20 protein-coding genes are annotated in these 18,587 nt (G+C 46.2%); 9 read left to right on the forward strand and 11 right to left on the reverse strand.

The window, feature by feature from the left end; translation table 11 throughout:
- Positions 1 to 71: 71 nt before the first annotated feature.
- Positions 72 to 719, forward strand: a complete 648-nt coding sequence (locus tag AAAA73_RS08895; RefSeq protein ID WP_340597910.1) for a L,D-transpeptidase — start codon at positions 72 to 74, stop codon at positions 717 to 719.
- A gap of 9 nt (positions 720 to 728) precedes the next feature.
- Here AAAA73_RS08895 and AAAA73_RS08900 read toward each other — a convergent pair whose 3' ends face one another.
- A complete protein-coding gene (locus AAAA73_RS08900; RefSeq protein ID WP_340597912.1) occupies positions 729 to 1,100 on the reverse strand; it encodes a hypothetical protein in 372 nt (123 codons plus the stop codon).
- 228 nt (positions 1,101 to 1,328) lie between these two features.
- Between AAAA73_RS08900 and AAAA73_RS08905 the strand changes: the two genes are divergently transcribed.
- Positions 1,329 to 2,666 (forward strand): chloride channel protein, encoded by a 1,338-nt coding sequence (locus AAAA73_RS08905; protein ID WP_340597914.1) that lies wholly within the window; start codon positions 1,329 to 1,331, stop codon positions 2,664 to 2,666.
- Positions 2,667 to 2,669: 3 nt separating this feature from the next.
- Here the strand turns inward: AAAA73_RS08905 and AAAA73_RS08910 are convergent, their stop codons facing one another.
- Positions 2,670 to 3,185, reverse strand: coding sequence for a hypothetical protein (locus tag AAAA73_RS08910; protein WP_340597916.1), 516 nt, complete (start codon positions 3,183 to 3,185; stop codon positions 2,670 to 2,672).
- Positions 3,186 to 3,294: 109 nt separating this feature from the next.
- On the opposite strand from AAAA73_RS08910, the gene AAAA73_RS08915 reads away from it, so the two are divergent.
- Entirely contained in the window at positions 3,295 to 3,474 is a 180-nt protein-coding gene (locus AAAA73_RS08915) for a hypothetical protein (protein ID WP_340597918.1), read from the forward strand.
- Between the two features lie 12 nt (positions 3,475 to 3,486).
- Positions 3,487 to 3,897, forward strand: a complete 411-nt coding sequence (locus AAAA73_RS08920; protein ID WP_340597920.1) for a CoA-binding protein — start codon at positions 3,487 to 3,489, stop codon at positions 3,895 to 3,897.
- 1 nt (position 3,898) lies between these two features.
- Here the strand turns inward: AAAA73_RS08920 and AAAA73_RS08925 are convergent, their stop codons facing one another.
- The 3 genes from AAAA73_RS08925 to AAAA73_RS08935 all read right to left on the reverse strand — a co-directional run bounded on the left by AAAA73_RS08925 (position 3,899) and on the right by AAAA73_RS08935 (position 5,926).
- Positions 3,899 to 4,456 carry an SRPBCC family protein gene (locus tag AAAA73_RS08925; RefSeq protein WP_340597922.1) on the reverse strand — a complete coding sequence of 186 codons (558 nt, stop codon included), beginning with the start codon at positions 4,454 to 4,456 and terminating at the stop codon, positions 3,899 to 3,901.
- Positions 4,457 to 4,507: 51 nt separating this feature from the next.
- The gene (locus AAAA73_RS08930) at positions 4,508 to 4,945 is read right to left on the reverse strand and encodes a hypothetical protein (protein WP_340597924.1); all 438 of its coding nucleotides are present in this window, start codon (positions 4,943 to 4,945) and stop codon (positions 4,508 to 4,510) included.
- A gap of 63 nt (positions 4,946 to 5,008) precedes the next feature.
- On the reverse strand, positions 5,009 to 5,926 hold the full coding sequence (locus AAAA73_RS08935; protein WP_340597925.1) for a LysR family transcriptional regulator: 918 nt from the start codon (positions 5,924 to 5,926) through the stop codon (positions 5,009 to 5,011).
- Between the two features lie 104 nt (positions 5,927 to 6,030).
- Between AAAA73_RS08935 and AAAA73_RS08940 the strand changes: the two genes are divergently transcribed.
- Both AAAA73_RS08940 and AAAA73_RS08945 read left to right on the forward strand, forming a co-directional pair.
- The gene (locus AAAA73_RS08940; RefSeq protein ID WP_340597927.1) at positions 6,031 to 6,834 is read left to right on the forward strand and encodes a pirin family protein; all 804 of its coding nucleotides are present in this window, start codon (positions 6,031 to 6,033) and stop codon (positions 6,832 to 6,834) included.
- Between the two features lie 129 nt (positions 6,835 to 6,963).
- Positions 6,964 to 7,374: a hypothetical protein gene (locus tag AAAA73_RS08945; RefSeq protein WP_340597929.1), complete on the forward strand. Its 411-nt coding sequence runs from the start codon at positions 6,964 to 6,966 to the stop codon at positions 7,372 to 7,374.
- On the opposite strand, the gene AAAA73_RS08950 is transcribed toward AAAA73_RS08945, so the two are convergent.
- Genes AAAA73_RS08950 through AAAA73_RS08960 form a run of 3 tightly spaced genes read right to left on the reverse strand, consistent with a single transcriptional unit; the run spans position 7,352 to position 10,043 of the window.
- Positions 7,352 to 7,735, reverse strand: coding sequence for an MGMT family protein (locus AAAA73_RS08950; protein WP_340597931.1), 384 nt, complete (start codon positions 7,733 to 7,735; stop codon positions 7,352 to 7,354). The two genes, AAAA73_RS08945 and AAAA73_RS08950, sit on opposite strands and share 23 nt — an antisense overlap.
- A complete protein-coding gene (locus AAAA73_RS08955) occupies positions 7,732 to 9,054 on the reverse strand; it encodes an MBL fold metallo-hydrolase (RefSeq protein ID WP_340597932.1) in 1,323 nt (440 codons plus the stop codon). Before AAAA73_RS08955 ends, AAAA73_RS08950 begins: the two co-directional genes overlap by 4 nt.
- A gap of 2 nt (positions 9,055 to 9,056) precedes the next feature.
- Positions 9,057 to 10,043 (reverse strand): 2-hydroxyacid dehydrogenase, encoded by a 987-nt coding sequence (locus tag AAAA73_RS08960; protein WP_340597934.1) that lies wholly within the window; start codon positions 10,041 to 10,043, stop codon positions 9,057 to 9,059.
- 90 nt (positions 10,044 to 10,133) lie between these two features.
- Between AAAA73_RS08960 and AAAA73_RS08965 the strand changes: the two genes are divergently transcribed.
- Positions 10,134 to 10,907, forward strand: coding sequence for an exodeoxyribonuclease III (locus AAAA73_RS08965; protein ID WP_340597936.1), 774 nt, complete (start codon positions 10,134 to 10,136; stop codon positions 10,905 to 10,907).
- Positions 10,908 to 10,913: 6 nt separating this feature from the next.
- Here the strand turns inward: AAAA73_RS08965 and AAAA73_RS08970 are convergent, their stop codons facing one another.
- Positions 10,914 to 11,411, reverse strand: coding sequence for an FBP domain-containing protein (locus AAAA73_RS08970; protein WP_340597938.1), 498 nt, complete (start codon positions 11,409 to 11,411; stop codon positions 10,914 to 10,916).
- 89 nt (positions 11,412 to 11,500) lie between these two features.
- Between AAAA73_RS08970 and AAAA73_RS08975 the strand changes: the two genes are divergently transcribed.
- Complete coding sequence (locus AAAA73_RS08975) at positions 11,501 to 12,802, forward strand: hypothetical protein (RefSeq protein ID WP_340597940.1); 1,302 nt, start codon at positions 11,501 to 11,503, stop codon at positions 12,800 to 12,802.
- Here AAAA73_RS08975 and AAAA73_RS08980 read toward each other — a convergent pair.
- Positions 12,799 to 14,313 carry a hypothetical protein gene (locus AAAA73_RS08980; RefSeq protein WP_340597942.1) on the reverse strand — a complete coding sequence of 505 codons (1,515 nt, stop codon included), beginning with the start codon at positions 14,311 to 14,313 and terminating at the stop codon, positions 12,799 to 12,801. The two genes, AAAA73_RS08975 and AAAA73_RS08980, sit on opposite strands and share 4 nt — an antisense overlap.
- A 191-nt stretch (positions 14,314 to 14,504) precedes the next feature.
- Between AAAA73_RS08980 and AAAA73_RS08985 the strand changes: the two genes are divergently transcribed.
- On the forward strand, positions 14,505 to 17,531 hold the full coding sequence (locus AAAA73_RS08985) for an outer membrane lipoprotein-sorting protein (RefSeq protein WP_340597945.1): 3,027 nt from the start codon (positions 14,505 to 14,507) through the stop codon (positions 17,529 to 17,531).
- On the opposite strand, the gene AAAA73_RS08990 is transcribed toward AAAA73_RS08985, so the two are convergent.
- Positions 17,528 to 18,442: a pseudouridine-5'-phosphate glycosidase gene (locus AAAA73_RS08990; protein WP_340597947.1), complete on the reverse strand. Its 915-nt coding sequence runs from the start codon at positions 18,440 to 18,442 to the stop codon at positions 17,528 to 17,530. The genes AAAA73_RS08985 and AAAA73_RS08990 overlap by 4 nt on opposite strands.
- Positions 18,443 to 18,587 lie beyond the last annotated feature (145 nt).

Raw genomic sequence — 18,587 nt, forward strand, 5'->3', positions numbered from 1 at the left:
CCACCTCGGTTTTTTGTACGCAAGCGTACACTGTGGGTAAGTTAAACCCACTCAAAAAATTGAGGTGCGACATGAAAACAAGCCATCACATAACATGTTTTAGCCTTTCCCTGCTGTTACTAGTGGGGAATTATGCGCAAGCGGAAGAGTCCACATACATCGATGATGACCGCATTCCTAACATGCTCGAAGATATCGACCCCTTTGATCCCAATGTTGAACAAGTGCTGGATCATTACGATAAAATCTATGAACAAGAGACCGGGAAATCCGCTCACATCAATACTGTGATGGATGACATCCTTGGACCTTTTGCAGGTTGCCGACGTAACGCTTGTGCCGTTTGGGCCCAGGTTGTGAAAAGCTCACAGCGCATGTACCTTTACGTGAACGGAAGTTTACGAGGTTCATGGAAGGTTTCGACCGGTATGAAGGGGTACGGGACACCAAATTTTGATCGCCATCCAAACGGTCGCATCTACGATCGCTATACTTCTTCAAAATATCCAGAAGGTGACTACAACGGACTCGGCAATATGCCATACGCGGTGTTTATCACTGGTGGCTATGCCTTACACGGCACTCCACGTGGCAATTGGCCTAAGCTAGGTACACCAGCATCTCATGGTTGCATCCGTATGCACCCAGATAATGGGTATACCTTCAACCGCCTGGTAAGATCCTATGGCATCAGCCGGGTTTGGATAACTGTACAGTGATGATTTGAATTAAAGAAATCTACTCGAAGTGACCTGAGTGGGAACGCCTTTCCCACTCCACTTCGTATATTGATATTTTCCGCCGGGCTTTACTTTCTCATGATTGATTTCAACATCCACCAGAGCATTGTATCCAGCCTCCACAGCCAAGAAACCCAAGCGCAGCAAAACTTCCTCGCGATCCGGGCAGTCTTTTATTTCAATCGCTTTTTCTTTACGGCTGAATCTGGAGGTGATCTTAGAATCCGAAGTCATGAAAATGGAGATGGTCTTAGCCTTTTCGATATCGGCTTCGTATTTCGCAAGAACTGGCGCCACGTTCTGGTCATAGCAGGGACCACAGTAAACGGTATGCTTCACAATCGCTGGAACCACTTTCATGAAGGAAAATGAATCCTCATCCAAAAACTGCGCGCATTTCTTGCAAACATGCTCGCGACAGATCCCACAATCTAAATTTGCCTTAGGTTTTTGACAGACTACGCAGTTCGTATTTTCCATTTTCATGATTCCTTGAGAGAAAATTACATGACACACCGTTTCGATGCAAGGTCCAAAGCATTGAAGCTTCCGTAGAAACAGCGCAGATTCGCCAAATTGGAGATAACAATGGCAGAACACGAGCTCAGCAGAAAACGTCAGGTTCTTTTTATATACTCAATCACCTGTTTAATTGGCGTGGCGATGGTGTTTGTCGCAAAAGCGCTACTCATGATGATTCAGCTTTGCACTAATTTATTCTACTTTCAGGAATTCTCCTTTCATGAGCGCTCTCCGGAAAACCACACACTTGGGATAATTTCAGTCATCATTCCGGTTCTGGGAGGGTTGATTGTCGGAGTCATGGCGCGCTGGGGTTCAAAAGCCATTCGCGGACACGGAATTCCTGAAGCCATGGAAAATATTCTGGAGCGCGACAGTCGCATTCCGCGCAGAATAACTTTGCTAAAACCCTTGTCTTCAGCCATTGCCATCGGATCCGGCGGTCCGTTTGGTGCCGAAGGACCGATCATCGCAACTGGTGGAGCCCTGGGGTCATGGATTGGGCAAATCCTTCCAGTCAGCTCCTATGAAAGAAAGATTTTACTGGCATCCGGTGCGGCTGCGGGGATGGCTGCCATCTTTGGAACCCCACTGTCGGCTGTGATGATTGCCATTGAACTTTTGCTATTTGAGTTCCGCGCCAAATCCTTTGTCCCCGTCGCCTTGGCAACAGTGATTGCTGCCACACTTCGCGGAGTCTTCATAGGCAACGAATCCTTCTTTCAAATGCCAGCTCTAGGTGAAACATCGCCAATCCAACTCGTGGTCTTTTTGCTGTTTGGCGCCGTCATGGGGCTTTTGTGTATAGTTGTGACGAAGTCCATTTACTGGATTGAGGATGCGTTTGAAAAATTACCGATACACTGGATGTGGTGGCCCGCGCTGGGTGGTATCGCCGTGGGTGTGATCGGTTTGGTTGAGCCGCGAAGTCTTGGGGTTGGTTATGGGAATATCTCCATGAGCCTTGGCGGCAGCCTGACAATCGGCGCAGCCGTCAGTATTTTGGTTTGGAAATTTCTTTCCTGGGCAATTGCTCTGGGAAGCGGAACATCCGGAGGCACGCTCGCTCCGCTTCTGACCTTGGGTTCCGCATTCGGATTTATTGTTGGCAGTGGCTTAAGCCTGATGTTTCCAGAATGGGGCATTGATCCGCACGCGATGGCCTTGGTCGGCATGGCGGCGCTTTTTGCGGGTTCTGCGCGGGCACTTTTGACTGCCGTTATCTTTGCATTGGAAGGAACCAAACAACCACTTGGCCTGGTGCCCCTGTTAGGCTGCTGTTCAATTGCCTACATTGTGTCTTCGCTATTGATGAAAAATTCCATTATGACCGAGAAGATTGTACGTCGTGGCCTGCAGGTCCCGCACGAATACTATCCTCCTGCGCGAAAAACGCAGGAGTAGTTCCTAAGGTCGCAGCTCCGCACATTTGGCTGCTGCGATCTCAGTGACTTTTTCATTCTCCGATACCAGGGGAACATAGTGCTTTAGCAAAAGCTTGGATTCACCCTGGTCAAACCATCCATCAACTGAATACTCCACCACATCTCCTCTCATCGATAGTGATGAACTGGTGTGGGTGATTTTGATATCTCTTCCTACAGGCGAACAGTCTTGAATATTGACGCCGAATATCTCTGATCCCTCAAAGACCACAAAGGTATTTTGAATCGCAGACTCCCGATCCGTACCAGTATAAGCAAGACAAAAACCCACATTGGTTTCTCTGGATGAAGTCCAACCGCCGACAATAGCCGCAGACTGACCGTTCTCCAGTGCAAGGCCATCCCGATTGTAGTTAACGGCTGAAAATTCCCACGCGGAGTCAATTTGCTGATACTCACAAGTGATGTGATTAAATCTCTCCGCAGCCATGGAAATGGAAGAGAGCAGGAAGGACAATATGATTACCCAATACTTCATTCGTTCACCTCTGTTTGATTTCAATAAGCGCCCAAAACTATGTCAAGGATTCACTGGGCAATATTAGCTCCCTCTGCGACAATCGAGGTATCAATCAGGAGAATTTGCCATGCCGGAAAAACCGCAAGCCCCCGATAAGCCCGAGGAACCAAAGAATCCCGTCGAAAATCCCGACAAAAAGGATCCACGCAAAGACACCCCGGAAATAGATCCTCAACCTAACAAAGTTCCTGAAATAGATCCTCCCCCAGGCCAACCGGAGAAAAGACTGCCACCCGATCCGCAATGAAAGGCTGAATTTATGAACGTAGCTGAAAATGAAATCAAATCCGTCATGGATAAGTACAGAAAATTTGCGGTCTATGGGTTAAGCCCTGATCCGACGAAACCCAGTCACTATGTCCCGCTTTATATGCGTGATCATGGGTGGGAAATGGTGGGCACTTATCCCAAACCTCACGAGGCCAACGGATTTACAATCTACAAATCCCTGACCGAGATCCCCAAAGAGTATCGAAAGTTCATTGATGTCTTCAGAGCCTCGGAGAAAATTCCGGAAGTGGTGGATGAGGCGATTGCCCTTGGGGGTGTTGAAGTTTTGTGGTTGCAGCTGGGAATTCATCACGCTGCGGCCGAGGCAAAAGCAGAAAAGGCAGGGATCAAAGTGGTCTCCAATCGCTGCCTTATTATCGAACACAAGAAATGGTTCTAGACTACTGGCCCGGAGTTGGAGGCGTCGCGGTTGGCGCTTCTACAACTTTCTTCAGGTTCTCGAAGCCTTTTTCCATCTGACCTCTAAACATCGCCTCACAGTCAATCAGCACAGTCATTAACTTGGTCATAAACCCGCCATCACCGTACATCGTCCATGTAAATCGTGTGCCGTCACCTTCGGGTGTTAGTTTATACTCAACCATTTGCTCGGCATTCATTGGTTTCGTCATAGTCAATTTTATCGCCACGAATTCGTTAGGCTTGATATCTTTCATTTCCAGACGCCCGGAACCCGCCTCACTGTTACCCTCAAAATCCATGATGGATCCGACTTGCCCATCTTCTCCGGAGAAAGTCTTCTTCATATCAGGGTCCACTTGCTCATAAGGACTCCACTGACCGCCCATTTTGAAATTACTCAAGTAAGGAAAGATCTTGTCCGCTGACGCATTAATAACGGTGCTGTTTTCATAGCGGAACGTACCACTGCGAGTTGCCACATATCCCAGGAACAGGACAAACACTACCAGAAAACCTATCAGAATTTTTTTAACCATAATGATGCTAACCTCCGTGAGCTAACATCGTCTCCCAAAAAATGTTCAAGATCAAATGGCTAATCCGGCATCACGATAGGTTTGCATTTCATCCCCAGAGACAAAGGCAAATATTCTTGGCCCCGATTCCCCTTGTTGCATGAAATAGGTCACATCGAAATCGATGGACTTTATCGGTGCACCATCGGGACTGTACTGTGCACGGTAGTAAACTTTAACCATGTCATGGTAGCGATCAATCGGAGTGACCACCAAATTGCGAATATTGAGCTCGCGAGCCCCAATCTTTTGATAGAACGAATAGGCTTTTCTTAAGGTCGCAGAAAAAAAGTGATTATTGGAACCCGTCTGAACGTCATCAGGTCCCGCTGCAAGAAAGTGATCCGTAAAGAAGCTACGGATCAGATCTGTATCCGGCTGGCCTTGCAATCCTTGATTATAGGCCCCGACGTATTTGGAAAAAAAGTCTTTGTACTGCCGTGCTGGCATGAGTTCCTCCATGAGAGGTCTCATGATATGGCAACGGCAGACAAGACTCACATGACATTCCTGTCACTTAGTGCGCGGACTTTTTTTGGCTTGTACAGCAATGCAATTCTTCAGTAGTTGAGCCCACACAGCACGAGCCACCGGCCCCATTGGTTTGTGCTTTAGGCGCATAATATGCAAATCCAAAGAGAAAGGCTTTACCTGCTCGTCCTCGATCAGCAACAGGCTTTCTTTTTTCAATTCCTTTTCAATCTCGTTCAGTGGCAGGCGCCCCCAACCAAATCCACTCATGATCATTTTATGCTTTAATGCATGATCAGTGACATAGCTTTTCTTGGAATCAGCAACCACACCCTTGCGATCGCGTTTCAGCAAGTTGGTTTTATCCCCTTGTTGAAGAACCACAATCTGCGGGAATGGTTTTAAGGATTTATAGGAAAGATCCGGCAATGATTTAGCCAAGGACTTTGCAAGCACCGGAACCATCTCAATTCTGTCAAATGCAACACTCTCGACATTGTCGTTTTCTTCGGATTTGGTTGAAATCGCAAAGTCAGCTTCCTCTGACAACAAAGAATTCAATCCACCACTCATAATCTCTGTGCGAAAAGTCATTTCAGTCGGATACTTACTAAGAACGGTTTCCTGAAACACACCTTCAATCGCCTCAAAGCGCACCAAAGGATCCAATACCACCGTCAAATACGGTTCCACTTTCTTGGAACCCAATTCGATTCCCACTGTCTGCAATTCACGAAATGAAAAAAGACATTGTTTTGCCCAGTTGTAGAAGACAAGTCCTTCTGGTGTAAGCTTGGGTCTGTACTCTTCGCGATTAAAAAGTCGCAGGTTGAATTCCTCTTCCAGCTTCTTAATTGCAACACTCAGGCTGGGTTGGGTTTTATGGAGATGTTCGGCTGCCGATTTAAAACTTCCTTTTTCCACAATCATTTCAAGTGTTTCCAGCTGATCTATGGTCATAAATTACCCCTTAAACTATATAAATATAATATATATAGATTATAAAAACATATTAATTTTTTTGGAAGTAAATTTCACCGATACTCTATTCATGGGAGGCACTCATGAACTTGAAGATTCCCCTTAAGCGCCGGGCATTTATGATCGGCGCAACAACGACAGCAATTGGTTTGATTGCAGGGGCTGTGCCTCTCACAAGAAAGGAAAAAGGTATGTTAACAATTAGAAGATCCAACGACAGAGGTAATGCAGAACACGGCTGGTTGAAATCCCGTCATACGTTTTCTTTCGCCGAATACTATGATCCTGAACACATGCACTTCGGTCCACTTCGTGTCATCAACGAAGATAGAATTTCCGGAGGCTCGGGTTTTGATACTCATCCCCACCGCGATATGGAAATCATTTCCTACGTGGTTTCGGGTGGATTGCAACATCGGGACTCCATGGGCAATGTGGCAGTGATTAAACCTGGCGAAGTGCAACGCATGAGCGCTGGCACAGGAGTCATGCATTCAGAATACAATGACGAAGATAAAGAAACTCACTTCTTTCAAATCTGGATCATGCCGAAAGTGCGTGGCGTGCAACCCGGCTATGGACAGAAATCTTTTGAGACCGAGTTGAACACGCAAAAACTTGTTCACGTGATTTCTCCGGATGGCAAGGATGGCACAATTGGAATTCATCAGGATGCGGATATGTATATATCGCGATTGAAAAAATCCGAATCCCTGGACTTCAATATCGGCGACGACCGCCGCATGTGGCTTCAGGTTGTCAAAGGCAACGTTCAGGTTAATGGTGAAAAACTTGAAACGGGCGACGCGATTGCGGCCACTGATGTTGCCGTAGCGAACATCAAGGCCAGCGAGGATTCTGAAATGATCCTCTTCAAACTCCCTTAAAACCCTCCCCAGAAAAGGCGGGCCACCCGGCTCGCCTTTTTTCTTTAAAAACCGCTCGGACTCAGCGTTTCCCGGGTTGACGAAGCTTGGGTAGTTAAGTCAAATGCCCCTCCATCAGGGGGAAATCACATGAAAAATCTATTCTTGGCTTTGGCCATGGTCCTTGTCTCTTCCACGGCTTTTTCGGCTCCGGAAATGATTCGCTGCAAATCCCAAAAAGGCGATGTTCTTTTCAACTTCTATCCACTTTCCGCAAGCTGGGTTCATGCCGATGGCACGACGACTGAATTTCTTCGCTATGGCAACATCTGCAATCAAGATGTTGAGAAAGTAAATCCAAAACCAAATTGTCGTGTTGAAGACATTTCCGAAGATCACTACATGATTCAAACTCTGGCATGCCAGCATGAAGGTCAGTGGTTTGCTGACGCCTTCGTTGAGGTCAGCAATATTTCCAAAGAGGGTCGCTTTCAGTGCAAGACAAAATTTGGCAGCCAAGCTGACATCAATTTAAATCTTAGCGAGTGTCAGGCTTACTAAACATTCTGGGTTGCGCCCGATCTCTTTTCTGGGCTGGGCGCTTACTCCACTGGTACTTTTTCAAATCCAGCTTTCCCATCGTATCGAAAGCAACGCCTTCCTTCGCAAGCTTCTTTTTCTGCTCCTGATAGTTCCTGCTTTTAATATCAAAAGAGATTTTTCCCTGTGAGTTTAAAACCCGGTGCCAGGGCAATTTGTACTTGGTCGAAGAGGAGTGCAATATCCACGACACTCCACGGGAGCCCTGAGGTTTCCCGGCAAGCTCAGCAATCTGTTTATAAGTCGCAACTTTGCCTTCTGGAATCTTCAGAATCGTCTCTATCACCTTTTTGGAAAAGTCAGACAACTGAACGACGGTCATAACACCTCCTCCCTCTTGATTCTGGCTAACTGGGCCTTTTGATAAGATCCAAACTCCGCGCTGAATAGACAGCGAATCAAAGGGTCTTCCACCGCATCGACGTCGGAATCTTTCACGACACGAATATACAGTGATGACAGACTCTCCCCCGTGTTCAAGGCAGAATGCAGTTTTGCAGCGGTCACTTCCGTACACCAATCAGGATTCACGCCTGACGCAGGTACGGGTTTCATTTGATCATCATTCAATTCATAACAGCGAACTGTCTCTAGGCCCTCTTTAGAAAAAACCGACAGCTTCCAAATTCGGCGTTTATTAAAAAACGTATCTGCGGAGGGACCGATCTCCAGAAATTTTTCCAAAATTCCTTTATCGCAATAGTCGTTTACTTGCTTCATCTGGCTATCGCTTAGTTTTGTAAAATGACTGGCAATACTGGCCGTGGAGGGAGGTTTCAAATCCGGCACATACTGATAATCAGATTCAGGATTTCCAATAACTTTGATCCACGGAAGACTTTCACAGCTTTGCACTTTATCTTTACCTAACAATATCCCGCTGGCAGGAGTCAGATTTATAATATTAACTGTTGGCAGGACGCTTTTTACTTGCGAATGAAAATCAGCATAAGAAATCGGAAAAAATGCGTGGTTGTACCAAGACCAATCCTCCATACGGAACTGGCAAGAACTGGGAATGATGTTTTTCGGATTTAATACTTTCAACTGTGACAGCCATTCCTCGGGAAGTTTCCGATCAGAGGGTGCCGCTTTGTAGGGTTCCAGGACTTCAAGCTCGCGCATCATTTGAAAAGGCCACATCACTAAATCCCAAGGCCCTTGTTTCGCCAGATTCGCAAATGTGTCTTCATCAATCCAGGAATCCACAACATTTAGAATATTCAAACCCTGAACTCTGATCTGAAATAAAGAATCCACATCAACGTCCAATGCGGGACGAGATATGACTTCAAAATCCCCAATGGAAACTGATGAATTCAAAACCACTGGATGCACATTTACAAAACCAAGTTCACGAATCCAGGAAAACATTTCCTGATGAACGCAAAACATGTAAATAGGCGTCGCACGATCCAACAGCTTCAAACTGTCAAATGAGCAGTGATCGTCATGAAAATGAGAAATAAAGACCGCATCAAAACGAAGCTGTCTAACCGCTGCCAGATCAAATTCGATTTCCGGGAATGAGAAGCAGTTTCTACTGAATGGATTCTCAAAAATCGGGTCAAAGGCGATGCGCACGCCCCGGCTTTCGAAAACATATCCAGCATGAAAGATCCGCGAAATCTTAACGGCCATATCTAATTAACTTCGTTGTTACAGGATTCACCCCGCATCAGCGACTTGATATTGTCCCGAGTGGTCTCTGCAATATTTACGAGGGCTTCATGGGTTAAGAAGGCTTGATGGGACGTAAGAATGACGTTAGGGAATGTAGTCAGACGGGCTAGCACATCATCCGTAATTCCCTCTGCGGATTGATCCGTAAAGAACACGCCTTCTTCTTCCTCGTAGACATCCAGACAGGCACCAGCAATACGGTGGGACTTCAAGGCTTCAATAAGCTCCTTGGTGTCAATAAGTGCTCCCCTTCCCGTATTAATAATCACGGCGTTTTTCTTCATCACTTCAAAAGCCGAGGACGAGAGCATGTGTCGAGTTTGGTCATTCAACGGACAGTGCAGGGAGATAACATCTGATTCTTTCAAAAGATCCTGCAAGGCAACGTACTTCCCGATTTTCTCCATTTCAGGATTAGGAAAGGGATCATAAGCCAAAACCTTGCAGCCAAATCCATTCATAATCTGGGCAAAAGCCCGTCCGATTTTTCCAGTTCCGATCACGCCGACCGTTTTGCCATAAAGATCAAATCCGACCAGACCCTCCAATGAGAAATTCAAATCACGAATTCGCCCATGGGCACGGTGAGTTTTGCGGTTTAGCGTCAAGAGCAAAGCCACCGCATGTTCCGCAACCGCATGAGGCGAGTATTCCGGCACACGCACGACACGCATTCCCAACTTTTGAGCAGTGCTGATACTTACGTTATTAAACCCAGCACAGCGTAGGGCAATATTGCGAACCCCTTGCTCCTTAAGCTTCATCAGGACTTCTTCATTTAGAATGTCATTCACAAAACAGCAGATCGTGTCATAGCCCTTGGAAAGCTGTACAGTCTTGGGAGTCAGTCGAAGTTCCAAGAAATCAGGTTCAATTCCTGATTGTTTGAAAACTGAGCTAAAGACTTCCTCTTCATATTTTTTAGAACTGAAAAACCCGACTTTCATGACAGCTCCTCCGTTGCGAGCTAAATGTTACATTCACTCAGCTATGAAATCCATAGGTTCTTTGCTATACTGTAGCTTCTGAGGTGACAGATGAAATTGATTTCCTGGAATGTAAACGGTCTTCGCTCCGTGCATAAAAAGAACTTCCGTGAATGGTTTGAAAAAGAGAAGGCCGACGTAGTTTGTTTGCAGGAAATCAAAATTACTGACGATGCGATTAAAAAGGACGAGGACTTCTATCACCCCGCAAAATACCACTCTGCCTGGTCCTTTGCAGAAAAGCCCGGCTATTCGGGGCTGGCAATCTATTCCAAAAAGGAACCTGATAATGTGCGCATCGGAATGGGCATCGATAAGTTCGACAATGAGGGCAGATGGCTGGAGGCCGATTTCGGCCCCATCACGCTAGTGAACAGCTATTGGCCAAACAGTCAGCGCGAACTCACCAGACTTCCCTTCAAGCTTGAATTCTGCAAGGCTGCGGAAAAGCGTCTACAAAGCCTGCGCAAAAAAGGACGTGAAGTTATTATTTGCGGTGACTTCAATATCGCTCACAAAGAGATTGATTTAAGAAATCCAAAAACAAATATGAAGAACGCCGGTTTCTTGCCAGAGGAGCGGGCTTGGATGAGCCATTTTCTGGAAAAGCTTGAGTGGGTGGACAGCTTCAGACAGTTCGAACAAGGACCGGAACACTATACTTGGTGGAGCTATCGTCCCGGCGTTCGCGAAAAGAACGTTGGTTGGCGATTGGACTACTTCCTAGTTAACAAGGAATCTTCGGACCGCCTGAAAGCAGCCGCGCACTGCCCCGATGTCATGGGATCAGATCACTGCCCGGTTCGCTTGACTCTAAAAAAGTAAAACAAATCAGTCTTGTTTGTAGTTACTGATATTCTCAAATAGCTTTGCCATTTTATGGTAAAGCTCATGAATGTGTTTTTCCGGGCTTTTTCCAGCCCGGGTCGCATTTTCCTCGATTTTTTCAATACAACGCAGATCGTGGCAAATCAGATAAGAATTGCTGACATTCGCACTCATTGCCACGGAAAGAAGTCCGATATCTTCCGAGGAGCCATAGGCGTTGCACCAATTGCAAAGTCCGCCAGTGGGTTCACCACTTGAAGGTGTTCTTTTAAAAGCCACACCCCGAGGCATATCCCAATTGGGCATTTTACAAACCAGATATGTGTAAACACCAGAAGACTCTTTCCAGGTAAAATAGGACTGCACATTGAAGGGGTATCTTAGATTGTCCGGCAAAATGAGCTTCTTCTGATCTCTTGCACGAAAGCACTGAATCAATTCCTCTTCAGATGAAATGGAAAAGAAATGTTCATTTTGAAAACTTGAAATCTGGGATTGCATAAACACCAACCTCACTCAATTCAATGGTAACTGGCAAAATGTCAGAAGTCATGCAGACGGTCCAAGGTAGGTACGAATACACTTAGGCGATGAAATTTCTGACTCTCCTTCTATTCTTCATCATAACTCCGCAAATTGCCACTGCTGAATCGGAGTGGAGTTTCGGTGCCGATATGAATATGACTGAGTTCTATTATCCGGAACAATACGGAGAGGATACCAATGACAGCTTATTCAAACTTGAGTTGGATCCAATGGTGCGCTGGAAAAAGGGAGATCGCTGGCGCGTGTACTCAAAGCCCGTGCTTGTGGCCAATCCTGATAACAAATCCACAGAAGAGCAGTTTTATTTTGATCCGTCCGAAACCTATATCAAGTTTCAAAAAGATGTTCTGGATATTTACGTGGGATACAATGTCGTCACCTGGGGGATCACCGATGGCTACAACCCCATAGATATCGTCAACCGACGGCAACTTTATGATCCCCTCAGATCCAAGAAAATGGGTACGCCCTCTATCTTGATCTCTGAATCCCTGAAGTGGATCGACTATGATTTGATCTACATCCCCTCGGCACGCGAGGCCATTTTACCCGGTGAAAACAGCAGATGGTTACCTCGTGAGGTTTTCGTACCACAGGTTCCCGGCAATGACCTGGTCCTGCTCCTACCACCCAATTTGCGCTATACTTGGGGAAACGAAGCTATTCTTGATGATGCACTAGAAAACAACTTTGCCATCAGACTGCAAAAAACTATTTCAATTTTTGATTTCGCCATCACCGGCTACGACGGCGCAGCCTCAGCTCCCATCATTGAACCCCAAGTCACCGGAACCATTGTCGAAGTTTCTCCAAAAACCGTCATTCAAGTGGACCCTGATGTCCGACTCGACACCAAACAATACAGAATTCGCCAAGGAGGTTTCTCATTGGTCAGCCGCCAATGGGACTTTCTATTCAAGTATGCCACGACCTATTCTGACAACTATGGTGACTACGTGAATCTGCCCGGTTGGATTCATGAAAGCATATTGGGTGTGGAGAAAACCTTCAACTTCAGCGATGCCATGCTGATTGCAGTTGTTCAGTATTCATTCCTGGATACCGAAAGAAAAAATGATTCGAATATCTCAATCACGGAAATATTTCGTCGCGCCTGGATGGCGGGAGGGCGACTCTCCTGGAAAGAGGTTTGGAATGCCTCCTTGTTGGGCCTTTATGACACCGTCCACTCAAGTACATTTGTGGAAGTCACATTAGGCCGGCGCTTCTTTGATTCGTGGAACGCCAGCCTGACTGCGAATTTCATTTCCGGAGATATTGAAAATCCCCTGGGCTTATACTCGAAGAATGATGCCTACATACTTTCTGTAGGCCGATCATTTTAAGGAGCCAGCTGTAATAGCAGATCCGAATTGGACAATGACGTGGCTTTGTTAATTTTCAAGCTCACTCCATCAGTCAAAGGGATTGCCGGAAGCTGAAAGCTGAAAGCTTTTCCAGCAATGGCAGAAAGCGCCTTGCTCTCAATAGTGGACGCCGCAAAGCGGGTCTTTGGATAGTAATACTTCACATACCAGGAATCCCATCCATAACGCAAATCCAGCGAAGTGTTGGAAAACTTCACCGATGCTTTGCTATTGGAAATGCCCAGACTAAGTCCACTGCTGAAAGGAACAACGAAGTTCATAAATGGAACATATTGCCCATTTTTAGGTGCTTTCATTTGAGAGAGCAAATTCACTTTCATCTGATACGACAATCCAGAACCAGAAATCACGGGATCCTGATTTGAGTAGACGTTGAACAGGAACTTGCTTGATTTTGGGTAGTCCATCAACTCGGGCCAAACAAAGAACTGCATGAAGCGTGAACCCATCACAGAAGACAGTCCTGAGATCTGGCTTGAATAAAACTGATGCACCCAGGTATTTGCTGCGTAAGCACGACTTAATAGTTCTTTGGCAAAGCCACCCGGCAGACGAATCATCGCTTGGCCGGAGGTGCCATAGTTCACAGCTTCCTGGGAAAGCTGCAGCTTTTTAGTTTCTGCCTGCGGGGCTCTTGTGAACTCCACAATCACGCGGCCTTTCGCAAGCGCCTTTTCTGAATTTGAATCATCGAATGAATCCACAATCATGCTGATATTCACATCGGATCGCGAACTGACAAGTTGTCGCGGCTTTGCAAGATCAAATGAATACTTACCCACGTACCCATTCAGATAAGATAGAATCAAAGTTCTTTGCGGATTAACGAAAGATGCAGAATCCGCCGAGATCTGAGCGATCTGCTGATTTACGATATCAGCAAAGCCCGCTGCGCCCGTGCAACCGAATGCTGCTGCCGACCACGCCTCTTTATCCCATACTAAGGAGAAGTCCTGAACCACGCCTCCGGCTTTACTGGAGTTGATTTCCGGGCTCAAGCTCACAGAAAATGAGCCCGCTCCAGATTTCATATTTAACACGACGTTAGGGCACTCTGCCACCAGATGAAAGCGACCGGTAATACCACCGACTGTTTGCTCCACCCATTGATCAACAGAAATACTTGCGATCGTCATTTGTGCCGCAAGCTCCTTGGACTTCAAGATTACTTGAGTTTCAGAAGAACCCAGCCCTGGCTTTTCCAGCTCAGTATTTAAAGAAACTGAGATTCCTTTTAACTGAACCTGGACGCCATTCTGAGCCTCCACGGTTTGATCAGGAAATTGCCAATTTGCCTTAAATTCCTGATTGGCCAGAGACTTCCATTTCTCTTCAATAAGATTTTGCTGGAACTGCTTAGGAAGAACGATCTCAAACTCTGACTCTACAGTGGCAGAAGAGAATGCCTGCTGCGAGAACAGAAAAGCAGCAAACACGAAAACATTTCTGGTGATTTGCTTTTTACTCATAGGACTAAGGTTACGGTGCTTTGAGCAAAATCTAAAGCGACTTTTTTCGATAGGATGCATTCTCAGTTTTCATATTTGAAATTCGGACCAACATCGAAGAACTTTTAGTCTTTTTATCAGACATTATAGAAATGAAAGCACCGTCCGATATAATAAATCTGTTATCCACACTCAAGGGAAGGAACAATGGGATGCGACTGCCTTTAAAAGTTTCCAGAAAAAATCTGGCGATCATCTCCTTGATGGGCGTAGTTCTTATAACAATTCTAAGTTTGTTTGCCCTGCCAAAACTAACCACACAGTACAGCCTAAAACAATTTCTTCCCAAAGATAACCCTCTATTGATGCTGGATGAAAAGAGTCGCCAGACGTTCCAGCTTTCTGAGGTTCAGCCCTTCATCATCACAGCAAAAATAAATCAGGAAAACGGCGGCAACTGGTTTCGTCAGGATAGAATAACTGAACTGGAAAAACTAACCGATCTGATTTCAAAGTATCCCGGCGTTCGCAACACGCTGTCTCTGGCCAATATTCAAGGGGCTATAAATAACAACCAGGGACTGAGTGTGGGTCCCCTTTTGAAAAATCTTAGCATCGATCGCTGGGAGCCGGAGACTACTTCGAACCCACTGATTGCTCCCACTCTTATATCCAAAGATGGGAAAACCGCTTCGGTTATTGCGAATATCAACAGACTCACCAACAAGGAGCTTTTGGCACTCCGCCAGAATCTGCAAGTGACGGCAACTGCGGCACTGCCTTTTGCAGACGTACAAATGGGCGGAACCCCGGCGGTACAAACTGACATCAGCTTGCTTCTGCAATCTGAGCTGCGAAACTTTGTCATCCTGGGCTTCCTGTCCTGCTTTGTCGTGCTTGCGCTGATTTTTTCAAACTTTGCGCCACTGATCATTTCCTTCGTTATCATTCTTTGTGCAAATATTCTGGTGCTAGCGGTGATGGCAGTGGCGGAACTTCCATTCTCGATTCTTTCCACGACGATTCCGATTCTGACCACCATTGACGTGGTTTCCCTTTGTATTCACACCTTGCTTCGCTATGCCGAAGAAAGAAAAGCAAACCCGTTTGAGTCCCACGAGAATCTGGTCAGCAAAACACTTAAAGCCATTATCAGACCCAACTTGATTGCATCGACGACAACAATGATTGGATTTCTGAGCCTTTTAACCACTAACGTTCCTCTTATTCGTGAGTACGGTGTCACTGCGGCAATTTCCATTGTCATTGGTTGGATCACCACAACTGTACTCTTGTTCCCACTTCTTTTGTTTTTACCAGGACCACGTGCCCGCGAGTGGGCGTGGGCTAAGGCGCGCTGGGGTCTTTACCTGTTCAGACGCAGTGGTCTTTGGACCACTGGTATTATCATAGTCTCCTTGGCATTGGCCCTGAAAGGTGGAAACCTGTCCTGGTCAGCAAAACTATTTGATGACCTCCCACAGAATCACCAAGTACGTCTATCGACTGAAACCATCGACAGAGAGCTGGGCGGAATGATTCCCGTCGATATCGAAATAGATGGCAGTAAAGAAGCTTGGAATGATCCAAGTTTGATTTCCCGTCTGGATTCGCTTTCTGCAGAAATCCGACAACTGCCTTCCGTAGGCAGCGTGGTCAGCCTGCCCGATTTGGTTGCAGCAGCCTCACTTCACAACACTCGTCTGCCAGCGAGCCGCAGCTCCACAGCAGAGATTTACTTCCTATACTCCCTGGCAAGCGACAGCCCGCTTAAGAACTTTCTAAATGCAGACAGTTCTAAAACCAGAATCTCGGTCAGAACCCAGGATTTGCCAGGCAATCAACTGCATGATCTGGTCGAGAACGTTCGACAAATGACGGAAAAAGCGTTCCCGGACATGAAAGTCCAAACCACCGGAATGGGCTCGACTATTCATCATCTTAATAATGAGCTTTCCCGCGAGCTGATTTTTGGATTCTGGCAATCCATGGTTGCCATCATCGCCGTTTTGATTTTCGTGTTTAAATCCCTGCGCTGGTCCCTGGTCGCCTGTATTCCAAATTTGGTTCCGCCAGCAGCTCTGCTTGGATTCTTAGCCATCTCTCAAACTCCAATCAAACCAAGTGTTGCAATTATTTTCTCGATCGCTCTGGGATTGGCATTCAACAATACGGTTTATCTTCTGGAAAGACTGCGCGCCATGCAGAAAACCAAAAACAGCCGCACTCTGGATATTGAAAAGATGATCTGGCTGGAGGGCAATCCCTGCCTGATCTCGACCATGACCTTGCTTGCAGGATTTTCGGTCTTTATGGCTTCGTATTTTGCCATGAATCGTATCTTTGGATTCTATATGGTCTTGTCAATGCTGACTGGTCTGGTAGGGGATTTGATTCTTTTACCAACAATGTTGAAAAGTTGCCCATGGCTGCTTCGCCCATTAGTTTGGAAGAAGGAGAAAGTTATGGCAACAGCAGCGTCCTTTATTTTTGCATTCGTTCTTCTTTTCAACCATCAGGATGCCCTGGCTCAGCAATTGACTGTTGATAAAGTCGGTCAGGAAATGAGCACACGCATCAAAGCGAAAGATGAAACGTTCACAGCTTCCATGAAAATCATAGAAGCTGATGGCTCCAGCAAAGACCGTGAAATGAAAATCTGGAGAATGAGCTCTGGAAAAAAAGACCATTCCTTGATGGTGCGCATGCAGAAGCCCGCTGATCTTAAAGGCACGGCACTGCTTGCGACAATGAAGAACGACACCGAGGAGAAATGGATTTACCTTCCATCCAATAAACAGGTTCGCCGTTTGACCGGCGAAAACTCCAAAGGTGGCATTCTTGGATCTGAGTTGAGTGCAGAGGATTTTGACTTTAATCGTGATTCCTCAGCAACCACGACGATCAAAAAAGAAATGGAAATCAAAGGCAGTAAGTACATCCTGATGGAAAGCGACGTCACCGCAAGCTCTCCGAACTACTCGAAAGTCATCAGCTACGTTTCTGCCAAAGAATTTTTGCCAATTAAGGCAGAGTGCTACGACAAACAAGGCAAACTTCTTAAGGTCATCGACTTTGGCGGTTATAAAAAACTGGGCGGCGGCAAGTTTCGCGCCTCGAGCATTAAAATCAAGAATGTTCAGAATAAACGTGGCACTGACATTCAGCTTGCAGATATCAAGCTCAATCAAAACTTAAAGGCCAGCAGCTTTTCACCAAAGGCCTTGTCCGACGACTAACGAGACAAAGCCACGGCAATCTCTGCAGCGAGTTTGGCATTATTCAGCACCAACTGAATATTTGTCTCCAAGCTCTTGCCTGCAGTCAGTTCTTTGACTTTTCCAAGCAGGAACGGTGTTGATTCTTTCCCTTTAATCCCTTTGGCATTCATCTCTTTTAAGGCATTCTCGATCACAGCCTCCATGGATTTTAAATCCAACGAATATTCCACAGGAACGGGATTTGCGACAACCACGCCACCCTGAAGACCCAGATTCCACTTGGCCTTCAGAATATCTGCAAGTTCCTGCGCTGAGTCCACTTTCGCGTCAACTTTGAAACCGCTTTCTCGAGTATAAAATGCCGGAAGCTCCGCAGTTTGAAAACCCAGTACCGGCACACCTTTGGTTTCGAGATACTCCAAGGTCAAACCGATATCCAAAATTGATTTAGCTCCCGCACATATGACAGCCACATTGGTTTGTGCCAGTTCCTCAAGATCCGCGGATACATCCATCGTTTGCTCGGCGCCACGATGCACGCCACCGATCCCACCCGTTGCAAAGACCGGGATCCCCGCAAGCTCGGCAATGATCATCGTACTGGCAACAGTTGTCGCACCGTCTTTTTTTGCTGCTACGACAAGAGGGATGTCTCGACGACTGACTTTCGTGATCTGCAATCCCTTTTTGGCAAAACTCTCAATTTCTGTTTTAGACAGGCCCGCTCTAAGTTCTCCATTGATAATCGCAATTGTCGCTGGCACCGCACCATGGGCACGAACCTTGTCCTCCACGGCCAGAGCCATTTCGTAATTCTGGGGATATGGCATGCCGTGTGAAATTATCGTCGACTCCAAAGCCACAACAGGAAGTCCCTTTGCCAGGGCTTGTTTAACTTCATCAGAGAGTCTAACTTTATGCGTATTCATTTAAGCTCCGTCGAAAAATTCACTAAGAATCATGCACCATTGATGTGTGGAAAAACAAATAATTAATACCTCACCGTAGATTGCGTCAGCTGCATATAGATTAAAAGGTTGAAATTACGTAATGGGAATTTGCTCCCTCGCACTT

Source organism: Bdellovibrio sp. GT3, from assembly GCF_037996765.1.
Classification (GTDB): Bacteria; Bdellovibrionota; Bdellovibrionia; order Bdellovibrionales; family Bdellovibrionaceae; genus Bdellovibrio.